This is a genomic window from Streptomyces sp. NEAU-174 (assembly GCF_052665095.1).
The window spans coordinates 250,703-264,910 of sequence record NZ_JBQTCE010000011.1; the positions used below are offsets into that span (position 1 = coordinate 250,703).

The 14,208-nt window shown below is 72.5% G+C and carries 13 protein-coding genes; 10 read left to right on the forward strand and 3 right to left on the reverse strand.

All coding sequences use genetic code 11. The features are described from left to right. The first annotated feature begins 2 nt into the window (after window positions 1-2). The gene (locus ACT2CW_RS29985) at window positions 3-779 is read left to right on the forward strand and encodes an ABC transporter ATP-binding protein (protein WP_445518878.1); all 777 of its coding nucleotides are present in this window, start codon (window positions 3-5) and stop codon (window positions 777-779) included. Here the strand turns inward: ACT2CW_RS29985 and ACT2CW_RS29990 are convergent. Together ACT2CW_RS29990 and ACT2CW_RS29995 are read right to left on the reverse strand one after the other, a co-directional pair. After that, window positions 776-3,460 carry a carbohydrate-binding protein gene (locus tag ACT2CW_RS29990; RefSeq protein ID WP_445518879.1) on the reverse strand — a complete coding sequence of 895 codons (2,685 nt, stop codon included), beginning with the start codon at window positions 3,458-3,460 and terminating at the stop codon, window positions 776-778. The two genes, ACT2CW_RS29985 and ACT2CW_RS29990, sit on opposite strands and share 4 nt — an antisense overlap. 273 nt (window positions 3,461-3,733) lie before the next feature. After that, on the reverse strand, window positions 3,734-4,543 hold the full coding sequence (locus ACT2CW_RS29995; RefSeq protein WP_182472771.1) for a DeoR/GlpR family DNA-binding transcription regulator: 810 nt from the start codon (window positions 4,541-4,543) through the stop codon (window positions 3,734-3,736). Window positions 4,544-4,712: 169 nt separating this feature from the next. On the opposite strand from ACT2CW_RS29995, the gene ACT2CW_RS30000 reads away from it, so the two are divergent. The 9 genes from ACT2CW_RS30000 (at window position 4,713) to ACT2CW_RS30040 (ending at window position 13,928) form a co-directional block, all read left to right on the forward strand. After that, window positions 4,713-6,053, forward strand: a complete 1,341-nt coding sequence (locus tag ACT2CW_RS30000; protein WP_445518880.1) for an ABC transporter substrate-binding protein — start codon at window positions 4,713-4,715, stop codon at window positions 6,051-6,053. After that, window positions 6,053-7,069, forward strand: a complete 1,017-nt coding sequence (locus ACT2CW_RS30005) for a carbohydrate ABC transporter permease (RefSeq protein ID WP_233362071.1) — start codon at window positions 6,053-6,055, stop codon at window positions 7,067-7,069. Before ACT2CW_RS30000 ends, ACT2CW_RS30005 begins: the two co-directional genes overlap by 1 nt. A 3-nt stretch (window positions 7,070-7,072) precedes the next feature. Continuing rightward, entirely contained in the window at window positions 7,073-7,954 is an 882-nt protein-coding gene (locus ACT2CW_RS30010; protein WP_164423646.1) for a carbohydrate ABC transporter permease, read from the forward strand. Next, window positions 7,951-9,408, forward strand: a complete 1,458-nt coding sequence (locus ACT2CW_RS30015) for a hypothetical protein (protein WP_445518881.1) — start codon at window positions 7,951-7,953, stop codon at window positions 9,406-9,408. The genes ACT2CW_RS30010 and ACT2CW_RS30015 overlap by 4 nt, the downstream gene beginning before the upstream one ends. Before the next feature lie 62 nt (window positions 9,409-9,470). Further along, the gene (locus ACT2CW_RS30020) at window positions 9,471-10,484 is read left to right on the forward strand and encodes a tagatose 1,6-diphosphate aldolase (protein ID WP_164423648.1); all 1,014 of its coding nucleotides are present in this window, start codon (window positions 9,471-9,473) and stop codon (window positions 10,482-10,484) included. 155 nt (window positions 10,485-10,639) lie between these two features. Further along, the gene (locus ACT2CW_RS30025; RefSeq protein WP_445518882.1) at window positions 10,640-11,560 is read left to right on the forward strand and encodes a class I mannose-6-phosphate isomerase; all 921 of its coding nucleotides are present in this window, start codon (window positions 10,640-10,642) and stop codon (window positions 11,558-11,560) included. 274 nt (window positions 11,561-11,834) lie between these two features. Next, on the forward strand, window positions 11,835-12,452 hold the full coding sequence (locus ACT2CW_RS30030; RefSeq protein ID WP_445519004.1) for a TetR/AcrR family transcriptional regulator: 618 nt from the start codon (window positions 11,835-11,837) through the stop codon (window positions 12,450-12,452). Continuing rightward, window positions 12,449-12,652, forward strand: coding sequence for a ferredoxin (locus ACT2CW_RS30035; protein WP_182472775.1), 204 nt, complete (start codon window positions 12,449-12,451; stop codon window positions 12,650-12,652). Before ACT2CW_RS30030 ends, ACT2CW_RS30035 begins: the two co-directional genes overlap by 4 nt. A 40-nt stretch (window positions 12,653-12,692) precedes the next feature. After that, window positions 12,693-13,928, forward strand: coding sequence for a cytochrome P450 (locus ACT2CW_RS30040; RefSeq protein ID WP_445518883.1), 1,236 nt, complete (start codon window positions 12,693-12,695; stop codon window positions 13,926-13,928). On the opposite strand, the gene ACT2CW_RS30045 is transcribed toward ACT2CW_RS30040, so the two are convergent. Beyond that, the gene (locus ACT2CW_RS30045) at window positions 13,895-14,197 is read right to left on the reverse strand and encodes a non-oxidative hydroxyarylic acid decarboxylases subunit D (RefSeq protein ID WP_445518884.1); all 303 of its coding nucleotides are present in this window, start codon (window positions 14,195-14,197) and stop codon (window positions 13,895-13,897) included. The genes ACT2CW_RS30040 and ACT2CW_RS30045 overlap by 34 nt on opposite strands. Between the last annotated feature and the right edge of the window lie 11 nt (window positions 14,198-14,208).

Sequence of the window (14,208 nt, forward strand, 5' to 3'; positions counted from 1 at the left end):
ACATGCTGCGGATCGACCGGCTCAGCCATCGCTACGGCGACGGCCCCGATGTGCTCCAGGACCTCGAACTCACCGTCCCCGATGGGCAGTTGCTCACCCTCGTCGGCCCGTCCGGCTGTGGCAAGTCCACTCTGCTGCGCTGTGTCGCGGGCCTCCTCCGCCCCTCCGCCGGGCGGATCGCCCTGGACGGGGAGGTGGTGGACGGCGTGCCCGACCGGCTCGGAGTGGTCTTCCAGGACTACAGCCGCTCGCTCTTCCCCTGGCTCACGGTGCGGGAGAACGTCGCCCTTCCGCTGCGGCGGCGCGGACTGCCCCGCGCGGAACGCCACGCCGCGGCGGTGGCCATGCTGGAACAGGTGGGCCTGGCCGACGCCGCCCGCCGCCACCCCTGGCAGCTGTCGGGCGGCATGCAGCAGCGTGTCGCGCTCGCCCGCGCCCTGGCCGCCCGGCCCGCGCTGCTGCTGATGGACGAGCCGTTCGGCGCGCTGGACGCCCAGACCCGGGAGGACCTGGAGGATCTGCTGCTGCGGCTGCACCGGGCCGAGGGAATGACGATTCTGCTGGTCACCCATGACATCGACGAGAGCGTCTATGTGGCGGACCGGGTGGTGGTGCTGGCCGCGGGGCCGGGCCGGGTGCGGGCTGACCTGCCGGTGACGCTGCCCGCCGAACGCGATCAGATCGCCACCCGCGGGCTGTCGGAGTTCATCGCGCTGCGGACGGAGGTGGGGCGCGCGGTCCGCCAGGGAGCGGCCGCGCCCCCACCTCCTCGCGCCTAACGCAACGTCAGCCAGTCCACGGCGGCCACCCGGTGGCCGCCCGTGGCGACGAGATAGACGTCATGGGAGCCGGTCACCGTACGGGCGAGCCGCACCGAGCGCTCCCGCCACTCGTCCGTGCCACCGGTCCCGCGCACCGGAAGCGTGGCCGCCACCGGCCCTTCGGGTGAGTCCAGGCGCAGCCGCAGGGCGCAGTCCCCGCAGCCGCCGGACGCCAGCCGCACCGTCAGCGTGTCCGCGCCCGCGCCGAACCGCACGCCCCGGAAGCCGATCGCGTCCCCATTGCCGAGGACCGAGGTGGCCGCCTCGCCACGCTCGACGCCCCGGACCACCTCGGCGCGCTCCGCCTGAAGGGTGGCGGCCGCGTCGGGACCGTCGGCGTAGAGCCGGATCTCGTTCACCGCCCAGGGGTTCTCGCCCGGCCGCGTCAGCTCGATCCGCAGATAGCGGGCGGTGCGCTGCTCGAAGACCGCGTCCTGGGTGAAGGAGCGGCCGCTGACCCGGGCCACCGGCGTCCCCCAGTGCTCACCGTCGCGGCTGACCGAGACGGTGAAGCCATAGGGGTGTCCGGTGGCGTCAAGACCCGCGTCGATCGCCAGCCGGCCGAAGGTCTTCGCGGCGCCCAGATCCACGGTGAGGGACTGACCGGCGGCCTGCGGAGCGTCCCCCTTCCACTGGGTGGTCTGCACCCCGTCCACGGCGGCCGAGGCATCGGCGCCACCGGAGGCGGTCGCCTTCCAGCCGTCGTTGCGGACCCGGGTCTCACAGCCCGCCAGCCGGCAGCCGGACGACCAGATGGGCTCGCCGTACTCGTACGCGCCCTGGTCCGGCCCGTCGCCCCGGACCTCGCCGGTCACCCCGTCGACCTTTTCGCCCGCGTCGATGGCGGGGGAGTCCGCGCGCGGCCAGAGTTCGCCGTTGCGCGCGTCGGTGTAGCGCGGATCGGTGGGCGGCAGCAGGTTGCTCCGTACGACGGGGGCGGGGTCGCCGGGACCGGAGATCTCCATCGGGGTGAGCGCCACGTCGTTGCTGACGTACGTCCCGGTGGCGTCGGTGGCCCCGCTCAGCCGGACGGCGGCGGTGGAAATGCCCGTGCCGTACGAGGAGTGGTGATCGCGGTTGCCGAGGCTGACACTGCTGTGGCCGTTGAAGAAGGTGCCGCGGGTGCCGGTGTTGTACGCCACGTTGTGGTGCAGGAGGAAGTTGCCGGAGGAGTTGTCGATGTAGTAGCCGACCTGGCCGTCCGCGTCATGCACGGTGTTGTGGTCGACGCTGGTGCCCGTGGCGTCCAGGTTGCAGCACACATAGAACGGGCTGCCGTCGCGTGAGGTGCGCATCGCCTCGGAGAGGTCGTTGTAGGCGATCCGGTTGTCGTGGAAGGGAACACCGTTGAGCTGCCAGGCGGTGTCGATGCTCGCCCGGCCGGTGCGCCGGACGGTGTTGTGGGTGACGGTCTGGCCGCTGCCGTTGATCTCGATACCGGGGGTGTAGCTGCCCATCCAGCCCACGTCGTGGATGTAGTTGCCGGTGACGGTGTTGCCACTGCCGCGCAGCAGCACACCCGTGCCCGCGGAGTAGCCGATGTCGCTGTCGCGCAGGGTGTTGCCCCGGCCGAGGATCTGGACACCGGAGTTCAGCACCCGCGAGGCGACGATGTGGCCCTCGCCGGGCGGGATGGCCAGTTCGTCGTCGCGTGGCATGGGGAGCGTGGAGAACTCCGAGATGTAGCGCGCCCGGACCCCTTCGACCAGCACACCGGTGCTGTCGGCGCCGGTGCGCAGCGAGGTGCCCCACAGATCGAGACCGCGCACGGTGACATGGGAGCTGCGCGAGAGGTCCACGCCCCAGCTCTCGTACTTCGCGGTGACGGTGTGGCCCGCGACACCGCCCTTGGGCGGGACCAGATAGAGGCGGCGCGCTTCCTTGTCGTAGTACCACTCACCGGGCTGGTCCAGCGTGGCCTTGGCGCCGACCAGGTAGTAGTTGCGGTAGTTCTGGTGGCCCATGCACAGCGGGGTGCAGCGGTAGTTGCCGCCCTTGAAGTCGAGGGCGCCGTCCGAGGTGGCGGTCACCGTGCCGGTCTGCTGGCTCCATGGGTTGGAACCGGCCCACAGATGGACGGTGGCGCCGGTGAAGTCGCCGTCCGGCAGATCCGGGTCGTCGATGTGCTGATCGGTGGAGGAGCGCTCGGCCACCGCCCAGGACGGATTGAGCGGATCGGAGCCGGAGTTGGGCCAGCGGCCCTCCATGGCGCGCTCGCCGTCCAGGAACAGCGCGTTCTCGCTGCGGTCGAGCGGGAGGTCCACATCGGCGGCCACCAGACCGCCGCCCGCGTCCTTCCACCCGGTCACCGCCCGCGTCCCGTCGACGGTGACCGGCCCGTCCCCGTACGCCGCCAGGGTGATCGGGGCGTCGGCGCGGCCCGAGGGCGGGGCGACCCGCTCGCGGTAGGTCCCCCGGTGGATCAGACAGGTGTCGCCGGGCCCGACCTGCTCGGTGCAGCGGCCGATGGTGCGGAACGGATGGCGCGAGCTGCCGCTGTCGTGGTCGGTGCCCCAGGTGGCGACGTGGTACGTATGCCCCTGCCCGCCCTGCGCCGTCGCGGTGCCCGGTAATGCCGCGGTGAAGACGGCCATCGCCGCGGCGACGGCCAGGGATATGCGCCTGAGCGTGGGTCTCATCTACCGCCTCCAGTGTTCAGGGTCGACCGAAACCTAGGAGAAACATCGGATGAGGTCAACGGCTGGAGGCGAATTCAAGGTCAGGATTGCGAGGATTCCAGGAGACAGGTCCGATGTCTCTTTCCCTAAGTCGACTTATTGACAAGGGGGACCGCATTCCGCACGCGGGCCAGGCCGGGGGCGTCCCTTCTGCAACGGGACGGCCTGGTTCCTGCCGTTCGCCGGGGCGTACTACAAGGCCAAGGACCGGCTCATGTGAGTCACCGTGTGGTGTCAGCCGTCCTCGGGGAGGTACGGGCCGGCGAGCGTGACGCCGGCCCGTTCCAGGGCGTGGGCCAGCTCATCGCCCGGGGGCCGCTCGCTGACCAGCACGTCGACACGGCTGAGCGGGCAGATCAGGGCCAGTGCCCGGCGCTCGAATTTGGCCGAGTCCGCCAGCACCACGACCCGGGACGCGGAGTCCATCATCTCCTGGATCATCTGGGCCTCCGGGATGTTGGACACCGAAAGTCCCGAGGCGCTGACCCCGCCCACCGCGATGAGGGCGGTGTCCGCGCTCACCCCGGCGGTGTCGGGGAAGCGGATCGGGCCGATGGTGACCAGCGCGGTGGTCCGGCAGCCGCCGCCGAGGACGAACAGATCGCGCAGGGCCTGAACCGGGACCATCCCCGGCACCCGCAGATTGTTGGTGACGATCGTCAGCCCCCGGTGGCCGCCGAGCGCGGCCACCGCCGAGAGCACCGTGGTGCCGCCGTTGACGAGCAGCGTCTCATTGTCCCGCACCAGACGGGCGGCGGCGGTTCCGATGGCCTCCTTGGCCTCCCGGCGCTCGTTCATCCGGTCCGTCATCGGGCTGTCCGCCGTGGCCAGTTCGCCCCCGGGCACGGCCCCGCCATGGGTGCGCGCCACCAGCCCGCGCGCCGCCAGATGGTCCAGGTCCCGCCGTACGGTGTCGACCGAGACGGCGAACTCCTTCGCCAGCTCCGCGATGGTGGCCTGGCCGCGCTGCTGAATGAAGGCGGTGAGGTCGGCGCGGCGGCGCGCGGGCAGGTTCGCCGCCCGGGTGCCCTCTGCTGACGTCATCGTGTGGTCCCCCTTCTCGACGCTGCGTAACACCGCAGATTCTTGCATCTTACCGCAAGAAGCCGCAGCACGACCCTTGACCGTGGGGTGCTGCCGCCGTAGCTTGCAGCAAAGAGCCGCATAAATCAGCGCAGCTTTGTACGCCTTTCTGCGCGTCAATGGAGTCGCCGTGGAGCCGCACCACCCACCCATACGCCCCGAGCCGCCCTGGACCCGCCGCCGGGTCGCCGCCACCGCCGCCACCGCCCTCGGCGGCCTCGCCGCCGCCCCCGCGCTCACCGCCTGCGGGGGCGATGAGCCCGGCCGCAGCGTCGGCGGAGGCGGCGGCCGCAGAAGAGAACTCACCTTCGCCTGCGCGGCGTTCACCGGAGGCGCGGCCGGAATGCAGTCGTTCGCCGACCGCTACAACGCCACCCAGACCCGCTATCGGGTCACCGTGCGCAACCTGCCGCCGCCCAGCTCGAGCACCGAATGCCATCAGCAGCTCACCCAGCTGCTGGCCCGCAAGGACGGCACGGTCGACGTCTTCGCCCAGGACGTGGTGTGGATCGCCGAACTGGCCGAGGCGGGCTGGGTGCACCCGCTGGACGGGGACGTCTCCGCGGCGCTGCGGCGCTCCTTCTTCCCCGGCGTGGTCGAGGCGTGCACCTATCGGGGCCGTCTCGTCGCGCTGCCCTGGTACGTGGACGCGGGCGGCCTCTACTACCGCACCGACCTGATGCGGGCGCTCGGCCGCAAGCCGCCGACCGACTGGCACGAACTGGCCGACCTCGCGGCCGAGATGCAACACCGCCGGGTGCCCATGGGCTATCTGTGGCAGGCCAAGCAGGCCGAGATCCTCCTGTGCGACCTGGTCGAGTTCATCGCCTCCAACCGCGGCCACATCATCGACCCCTCGGGCGCGGTGCGCGTGGACGGCGCCGCATGCGTCGAGGCCGTCCAGTTCATGCGCGACCTGGTGTACCGCTACAAGGTCAGCCCGTCGGAGGTGTTCTCGTGGGACGAGGAGCCCAGCCGCCGCCCCTTCACCGCGGGCCGGGTCGGGATGATGCGGCACTGGAGCTATGTCTACGGCGTCTCCCAGAACCCGGACCAGTCCAAGGTCGTCGGCAAGGTCGACGTCGCCCCGCTGCCTAGTTTCCCCGGCGGCACGTCCTCCTCCTGCCTCGGCGGCTACCAGCTCGGCGTCGCGGCGGGATCCCGCAACAAGGAAGGCGCCATGGACTTCCTGCACTGGCTCGCCGGCACCGAGGCACAGCTCGCCTTCGCGCTCGACTTCGGCAACGCCCCCTCCCGCGTCTCGGTCTACGACGAGAAGAAGCTGGCCGAGGGCCAGCCCGCGATGGTCAAGCTGAAGGAGGCGTTCGGCAACGGCGTGCCCCGCCCCGTCACCCCGCACTACTCCCGGGTCAGCCTCGCCCTCCAGTCCGCGGTCTCCCGCGCCCTGGTCTACGGCGATGTGCGCGGCACGCTCCGCTCCGCCCGGCGCGACCTGGAGGCGATCGTCTGATGGGCCACCTCGCCTTCTTCCACAGAACGTCCGGACACACCCCGCTGCGCGGCAAGCACACCCCCTCCCTGGAGCAGCCGCAGCTCACGCCCGATCCCGACGCCCCGCGCCGCCGTCTCCCGCTGCGCGAGTCCTCGTCCGCGGGCCCGCGCCTGGTGGGCATCGTCCTGCTGGCCCCCGCGCTCGCCGCCGTCCTTGCCGTCTCCCTCTATCCGGTGCTGCGCAGCCTGTGGCTGTCCCTGCACGACGCGGGGTTCTCCACCGGATCGCACTTCACCGGAACCGCCAATCTGTCCCGGCTGCTCGGCGACGATCTGTTCTGGAACGCCTGGTGGCGCACCGTGGCCTTCGCCTTCGGCACCACGCTCGTGGAGACCGCGCTCGGCATCGGCTTCGCGCTCGTGCTGCACCAGTCCTTCCGAGGGCGCGGATGGGCCCGCGCGGCCGTGCTCATCCCGTGGGCCATCCCCACCGTCGTCACCTCGCGCATGTTCGGCTGGATCTTCGACGGGCAGTCCGGTGTCGCCAACTACCTGCTGACCCGGCTCCAGCTGACCGACGGCTACATCAACTTCCTCGGCGATCCGCACACCGCGCTGCCCACCATCGGGCTCGCCGACGTATGGAAGACCACCCCGTTCATGGCGCTGCTGGTGCTCGCCGCGCTCCAGACCGTGCCCAGGGAGCTGGGTGAGTCCGCGAAGATCGACGGCGCCTCGCCCTGGTGCACCTTCCGCTGCGTCACCCTGCCCGTGATCGCGCCCGCTCTGCTGATCGCCGCGCTCATCCGGGTCCTCGACGCCTTCCGCGTCTTCGACCTGCCGTACGTCCTCACCGGTGGCGGCCCCGCGGACTCCACCGAGACGCTGTCCACCTTCGGCTACAAGACCCTCTTCTCCGGCCTCGAACTGGGCTACGGCTCGATGATCGCCACCGCCGCCTTCATCACCGAAGTGCTCATCGCCGCGGGCTTCGCCTACTACCTGAGCCGGCGCTACCGCGCCCTGGAGGGCTGAGCCATGACCGCCATCCCCGCGCCCGTCCCCGCCGCGCCCGCCGCCATCCGGGCCCGCCGCCGGGCCCTGACCCGCCGGGTGCTGTTCCGGGCCGCCGTCGGCGCCGTCGTACTCTGGTCCGTCGCACCGTTCCTGTGGCAGCTCAGCACCTCGTTCCAGCGGGACCGCGATCTGTCCTCGGTGACCCCGCACTGGCTGCCCATCCCGGGCACGCTGGAGCACTACCGGGCCGTCTTCAACGACTACGAGTTCAGCAAGTACCTGGTCAACAGCGTCATCGTCACGGTCACCGCGACCGCCGTCGGACTGGTGCTGGCGGCGCTGGCCACCTATGCGCTGGCCCGGCTGCCGGTGCCGGGCAAGGGCGTGGTGCTCGCCGTCGTCCTCGGCCTGTCGATGTTCCCGCAGATCTCGATCGTCGTCCCGCTCTATCTGGTGCTCAACACCCTCGGGCTGCTCGACACCTATACGGGGCTGTCCAGTTCGTACGTCGGGCTCGCCCTACCGCTGATGATCTTCGTGCTGTACGCGCACTTCCGGTCCCTGCCGACGCAGTTGGACGAGGCCGCCGCCATCGACGGGGCGGGGCTGCTGCGCACCCTGCGCAGTGTGATCCTGCCGCTCGCGCTGCCCGGGATCGCGGCCGCCGGAATGCTCGGCTTCATCACCAACTGGAACGAGTTCATGCTCGCGCTGGCCTTCACCTCCTCACCCGAGCACCAGACCGTGCCGGTCGGCATCGCGGGCTTCCAGTCCCAGTACTTCGTGCCCTGGGGCGACATGGCCGCCGCCTCCGTCGTGGTCACCGTGCCGCTGGTGCTGATCGTCATGCTCTTCCAGCGCCGCATCGTCGCGGGCATCACCTCCGGGGCGGTGAAGGAGTGACCCGGCGGGCCACCGCGCGGCCGCTGCGGGCGGTCAGCCGGGACGAGGTCTGGGCGGACCGGTACCGCGCCCTCGCCGCGCGGGTCCGCGCCCGGGCCCGTACGGCCGCACCGGTCCTCGCCGGATTCAGCGCCTGCGTCGACCACGTCTACCGGATGGACCCCGCCCGGATCGCCGCACTCGTCGACTGGACGGGCGCGTCCGGACCGGCGGGCCGGGTGGCCGCCGAGGTCCACCGGCGGATCCGCCAGGGCCGTGGCGGGGAGATCGTCGAGTTGTGGCCGGGCGGCACCGACTGGGTGAGCACACTGCTCGGCGCCCCGGACCAGGTCCAGCTCGGCGGCAGCGGCCCCCAGGCGTCCTGGGCACTGGCCGTGCTCGGCGCGCCCAGCGTCGTTCCGCTGGCCGACCGCGGCGCCGAGCAACTGGCGGTGCTCCACCCCGAGGTGCGTCTGTGCACCCCCACCGGCACCGTCGCGGCCGGACAACTGGCCCACACCGCCACGCGCAGCGGCCGGACCACGGACGGCGCGGACGGTCCTGGCGGACCGGGTGGTCCGGGCGGCCTCGGCGGTCTGGGTGATCCGGGTGGTCCCGGCGGCCTTGGCCGCCCCCGTGTGGCCAAACAGCCGCACGGCGTCCTGGAGTTCGCCGCGGGCACCCCCGTGCCCGGACTGCGGGAGGGGCTGCCTCGCTCCTCCCGGATCATCCTGCGGTTCGTGGACGACGGGATCGAGCGCGACGAGTGGTTCGCCGCCCGCTCCGGCGAACTGGCCCGCACCGCCGCCGCGGGCCTGTTGTCCGGCATGAACGGGCTGCCCGAGGACGGCACCGGGCCCGCCGACCGGGCCTGGCTCACCGAGGTCGTCCGCACCTGGCGGGACGCCGGACTGCCGCTGCTCCACCTCGAACTCGCCGAGTTCGCCACCGTCCGCGCCCTGCGCGCGGGATGCGACGAGTACGCCCCACTGGCCGACTCCGTCGGCATGAGCCTGTCCGAACTCGCCGCGCTCGCCGGGCCCTCCGCCCGCGCCTCGCCCGTCACCGCCGCGGCCCGGTTCGCCACCGCGTACCACCTGGAGCGGGTCTGTGTGCACGCCGACGGCTGGGTGCTCGCCGTCCACCGCGGCGACCCCACCGAGCAGCGGACCGCGCTGATGACCGGCAGTCTGCTGGCCGCCGCGCGGGCCGCCCACGGCGAGCCCACCGCCGACCTCGAACCGCCGTCCGCGGCCGGCTACGCCGAGGACCGCCCGGCCGACGGCTCGCTGGGGGACGGGCTGCGGGCGGACTGCGTACCCGCGCCCCACCTCTGCCGGCCCGCGGCCACCATCGGCCTCGGCGACACCTTCGTGGGCGGGCTGCTGCTCGCCCGCTCGCTCCCGCCGGACGATCCGTCGCACCGGCCACCGACCCCCACCACGACCGACCCTCCCGACCTCCCGCCCCGTTGACCCTCGAAGGTTGCCGGCATCCGCCCGGCGATCCCTTGACGCCCCTTGATGAGAGGACCCTCATGAGCACCTCCGACCTGACCACCGATCCGGGCAAGTTGCGCGGCCTGACCCGGGTGACCAGCGCGGACGGCTTCTTTCTGATCTGCGCCCTGGACCATCTCTCGGACTTCGCCGAGCTGCTGGCCCCGGACCCCGGGACGGTGAGCTTCGCGGATGTGGTCCGGGCGAAGGACGCCGTGATCCGGGCCGTCGCGCCCAGCGTGACCGCCGTACTCCTCGACGCCCACTACGGCATCGGCCATCTGACGGCGAGCGGCGCCCTGCCCCGCGACGTCGGTCTGATGGCCAGCATCGAGGACGAGGACTACAGCATCCCCGAGGGGCCGCGCCGCACCCGGCACCGCGAGGGGTGGTCCACCCGGCAGATCAAGCTGGCCGGTACCGATGTCGCCAAGCTGCTGTGGTGGTACCGCCCGGACGGCGACCCGGCCACCGCTGAACACCAGCGCCAGGTGGTGCGCGACCTGGTCGCCGAATGCGCCGAGCTGAGCCTGCCCCTGGTCGTGGAGCCCATCTGGTATCCGCTGCCCGGGGAGGACCCCGGCTCGGCGGAGTGGAAGGAGCGGCGGGTCGAGGGCATCATCCGCTCCGCCGTGGACGCCGACCGGCTGGGCGTCGACATGCTCAAGGTGGAGTTCCCGGGCTACGTCGACACCGAGCAGGGGCGCGAGCGTGCCGCGGCCGCCTGCAAGGAGCTGGACACCTCGGTACGGGTCCCCTGGGTGATCCTGTCCGCGGGGGTGGGCTACGAGGACTTCCGCACCCAGGTACGGATCTCGGCGCAGGCCGGGGCGTGCGGCTATCTGGCGGGCCGGTCGATCTGGCGGGACGCGGTGTCCACCCACGATCCCGAGGGGCGCGCCAGGGGCATTGAGCAGGCCAGGGGCCGTTTGGACGAACTGAACGCGGTCATCCGTGAGCACGGCAGGCCGTTCCTGCCCGGACGCTCCCTCGACCAGGCGCTGGACCGCCTGCCCGAGGGTTGGTTCCACGACTGGCACCCGGCCGTCTGACGCCCGTCGTGGCCCCGTGGCGGGGGCGGTGGGCGGACCTGACCCGCCCACCGCTCCTCGCCAGCCGTCCACCCATCCCCGCCCGTCCACCCATCCCCGCCCGTTCACCCGCCCCCGCCCGTCCGCCCGCCCCGTCCGATCAGGGAGGACCCCGGATGACCGCCGAGCCGGTCCAGCTGCCACCGAACCAGCCGCGCTCCTTCTACCGCGACTCCGGCGCCATCGCCCGCTTCCGGCGCACCGCCCCGGACGGCGACGGCTATCGCCCCGAGGACTGGGTCGCCTCCACCACCCCGCGGTTCGCCCAGGCCCCCGCCGGGCTGACCACGCTGCCGGACGGCACCCGGCTGGCCGCTGCCGTGGCCGCCGATCCCGGCGCCTGGCTGGGCCCCGAGCACACCGGGGCGTACGGAGCGGACACCGCGCTGCTGGTCAAGCTGCTGGACGCCGGGCAGCGGTTGCCGCTGCACAGCCACCCCGACCGCGCCTTCGCCCGGGCCCATCTGGGCAGCGCCCACGGCAAGACCGAGGCGTGGTTCGTGGTGGACGCGGCCCCGGGCGCCGAGATCCGCATGGGTTTCACCCGCGATGTCACCGCCGATGAGCTGGCGGGCTGGGTGGAGCGCGGCGATACGGAGGCGCTGCACGGCGCCGTGCACCGGGTGCCGGTGGCCGCGGGGGACGCGCTGCTGTGCCCCGCCGGGATGCCCCATGCCATCGGAGCGGGCGTGCTGCTGGTGGAGCTTCAGGAGCCCACCGACTTCTCCGTCCTGCTGGAGTGGGAGGGCTATGCGATCGACGGCGCCACCGAGGGCCATCTGGGACTGGGCTTCGGCCGCGCGCTGGCCGCCGTGGACCGCACCGGTGTGGACGCCGCCGCGCTCGCCCGGCTGCGCGGACCCGGCGCGGGCGTGGCTCCGGCGCCAGTGTGCTGCCACCGGAGGCCGGGAGCTCCTTCCGGGCCGAGCTGTGCCGGGGCGAGCCGACGGCCGCGCTGGACCCGGGCTTCTCGGTACTGGTGGTCCTCGACGGCGCCGGGACGCTCGGCCTTGAGCGGGGCCGTCCACTGGCGGTGAGCGCCGGCCAGACCGTGCTGATTCCGTACGCCGCGGGACGCACCGAGCTGTCCGGTCCGGTGAGCGCCCTGCGCTGCCGCCCGCCCGCGCCCGGTACGGCCGGCTGATCGCCGTTCTCCCAAGGGCCCGGCCTCCCGCCGGGCTCTTCAGTCAGTTGCTTTATTTAATTCACGCGTTTTAGAGTGGCCGCGACAGCTCACAGGAACCACGGAGACTGGAGGCCACGGTGACCGACCCACGCACCGTCCGCTCCGCCGGGACCCGCGAGGCCATCATGGCCGCCGCGGAGCGGCTCTACGCCGAGCACGGCCTGGTCGCGGTGTCGAACCGGCAGATCAGCGAGGCGGCCGGGCAGGGCAATGTCGCCGCGGTCGGCTATCACTTCGGCACCAGGGCGGATCTGGTGCGCGCCATCATGCGCAAGCACTCCGAGGCGATCGAGGAGATCCGGCGGCGGATGGCGGAGGAGACTCGCGGCAGCGAGGAGGTCCGGGACTGGGTCGCCTGCCTGGTGCGCCCCGCCACCGAGCACCTGGCCACCCTGGGCGTCCCCTCCTGGTACGCCCGGTTCGCCGTCCAGGTGATGACCGACCCCGTGCTGCGGGCGATCGTCACCGACGAGGCCCTCACCCGGGAGCCGCTGCGGGAGACCCTCCACGGCCTGGGCGGCTGCCTGGACGCCCTGCCCGCCGAGGTACGGGCCGAACGCGGCGACATGGCCCGCCAGTTGATCACCCATACCTGTGCCGAACGGGAGCGCGCCCTCGCCGAGGGGACCAGTACGCGCCAGCCGTCCTGGGACGAGACGGCCGGTGCCCTCACCGACGCCATCACCGGTCTGCTCCTCGCCCCCGTCACCCGCCGTTCCCCGGCCAAGGAGGCCCGGACATGAAGATCACCGTCGATGAGGAGAAGTGCTGCGGCGCGGGCCAGTGTGTGCTCATCGCGCCCGAGGTGTTCGACCAGCGCGAGGAGGACGGCATCGTCCTGCTGCTCGACGCCGAGCCCGCCGACGGGCAGCACACGGCCGTCCGGGAGGCCGCGAGCGTCTGCCCGGCCGCCGCGATCCAGCTGAGCGAGTCTCGGGACTGAGCAACGGGGCCCACTCCCGACCGACCCTCGGAGGAAGACCATGACCACCTCGCCCGTGGCCGACGACGCGTCGGCCGAGATCCCCGCCTTTCCCCAGCCACGCGCCGCGGTCTGCCCCTTCGACCCATCCCCGGAGCTGCGCGGGCTGGCGGGCCGGGGCCCGCTGACCCGGGTCCGCTCCTGGAACGACAGCACCCCCTGGGTGGTGACCGGCCACGCCGAGCAGAAGACCCTGCTCTCCGACCCCCGGCTCAGCGCCGACTTCTCCCACCCCGGCTTCCCGAGCCCCGTGCCCCACACGGGCGGCGAACGGCAGTCCACCGACCTGAGCTTCGTCGGCATGGACGATCCGGAGCACGTACGGCTGCGCCGCATGGTCAGCGGCGCCTTCACCATCAAGCGGGTCGAGGCGATGCGCCCGGTCGTGCGGGAGATGGTGGACGACTTCATCGGCCGCATGCTGGTCGGGCCCAAACCGGCCGACCTGGTCCGGGCGCTCGCGCTGCCGCTTCCGTCGCTGGTCATCTCGGAGCTGCTGGGCGTCCCGTACGAGGACCACGAGTTCTTCCAGACCAACAGCAAGGTCCTGGTGTCCGCCGTGGCCACGCCCGAGGAGCGGGCCGCCGCGCACGCCAACCTGTCCGGGTATCTGGACGAGTTGGTGGGGGAGAAGCTCGCCCGGCCCGGTGACGATCTGCTCTCCGGGCTCGGCCGGCAGATCACCGCGGGCGAGCTGACCCGCCGTGAGGCCGCGGCGATGGGTGTGCTGCTGCTTCTCGGCGGCCATGAGACCACGGCCAACATGATCACCATGGGGACGCTGCTGCTGCTCCAGCACCCCGAACAGCTCACCCGCGTCCGCGAGGCCGACGACCCCAAGGTGATCGCCGCCGCGGTGGAGGAGCTGCTGCGCTACCTCAGCGTCGTCCACCTCGGACGCCGCCGGACGGCGCTTGAGGACATCGAGATCGCCGGCCGGACCATCCGGGCCGGTGAGGGGGTGATCCTCCTCGGTGAGCTGGCCAACCGGGACCCGGCCGTCTTCCCGGACCCGGACCGGCTGGACATCGGCCGGGACGCCCGCCACCACCAGGCGTTCGGCGTGGGCACCCATCACTGCCTCGGCCAGCCGCTGGCCCGGATGGAGCTCCAGGTGGTCTACCCCACCCTGTTCCGGCGCGTCCCCACCCTGCGGATGGCGGCGGACCTGGCGGACATCCCGTTCAAGTACGACGCGGTGATCTACGGAGTGTACGAACTCCCCGTCACCTGGTAGCCGTTCCGGCCTCGGGCCCTGAGCAGCGGCGGGACGGCCGGGACCTCCGGCGCGGCACCGATGTCCTCGGGCGTCAGCATGAACTCCTCGGGGTAGGCGTCGCGCCGGGTGCGCCGTGCGGGCTCGCTGGTGCGCCACATGCACAGGCACCGCGCGCACTGGAGCACCTCCCAGACGCCGGGGACGGGGGAGCCGGTGATGTGCTCGATCGTCTCGTGGGCACAGCGCGGGCACGGGGAGGCCGGGCGCGGGGGAGTGGTGTCGGACATCCGAAGTCCTT

Bases quoted from the DNA above. Each gene is read 5' to 3' on its own strand.
- ACT2CW_RS30030 (WP_445519004.1), top strand. From the start codon at position 11,835: ATGGCCGCCGCGGAGCGGCTCTACGCCGAGCACGGCCTGGTCGCGGTG.
- ACT2CW_RS30010 (WP_164423646.1), top strand. From the start codon at position 7,073: ATGACCGCCATCCCCGCGCCCGTCCCCGCCGCGCCCGCCGCCATCCGG.
- ACT2CW_RS30045 (WP_445518884.1), bottom strand. From the start codon at position 14,197: ATGTCCGACACCACTCCCCCGCGCCCGGCCTCCCCGTGCCCGCGCTGT.
- ACT2CW_RS30020 (WP_164423648.1), top strand. From the start codon at position 9,471: ATGAGCACCTCCGACCTGACCACCGATCCGGGCAAGTTGCGCGGCCTG.
- ACT2CW_RS30005 (WP_233362071.1), top strand. From the start codon at position 6,053: ATGGGCCACCTCGCCTTCTTCCACAGAACGTCCGGACACACCCCGCTG.
- ACT2CW_RS29995 (WP_182472771.1), bottom strand. From the start codon at position 4,543: ATGACGTCAGCAGAGGGCACCCGGGCGGCGAACCTGCCCGCGCGCCGC.
- ACT2CW_RS30025 (WP_445518882.1), top strand. From the start codon at position 10,640: ATGACCGCCGAGCCGGTCCAGCTGCCACCGAACCAGCCGCGCTCCTTC.
- ACT2CW_RS30040 (WP_445518883.1), top strand. From the start codon at position 12,693: ATGACCACCTCGCCCGTGGCCGACGACGCGTCGGCCGAGATCCCCGCC.
- ACT2CW_RS29985 (WP_445518878.1), top strand. From the start codon at position 3: ATGCTGCGGATCGACCGGCTCAGCCATCGCTACGGCGACGGCCCCGAT.
- ACT2CW_RS30035 (WP_182472775.1), top strand. From the start codon at position 12,449: ATGAAGATCACCGTCGATGAGGAGAAGTGCTGCGGCGCGGGCCAGTGT.
- ACT2CW_RS29990 (WP_445518879.1), bottom strand. From the start codon at position 3,460: ATGAGACCCACGCTCAGGCGCATATCCCTGGCCGTCGCCGCGGCGATG.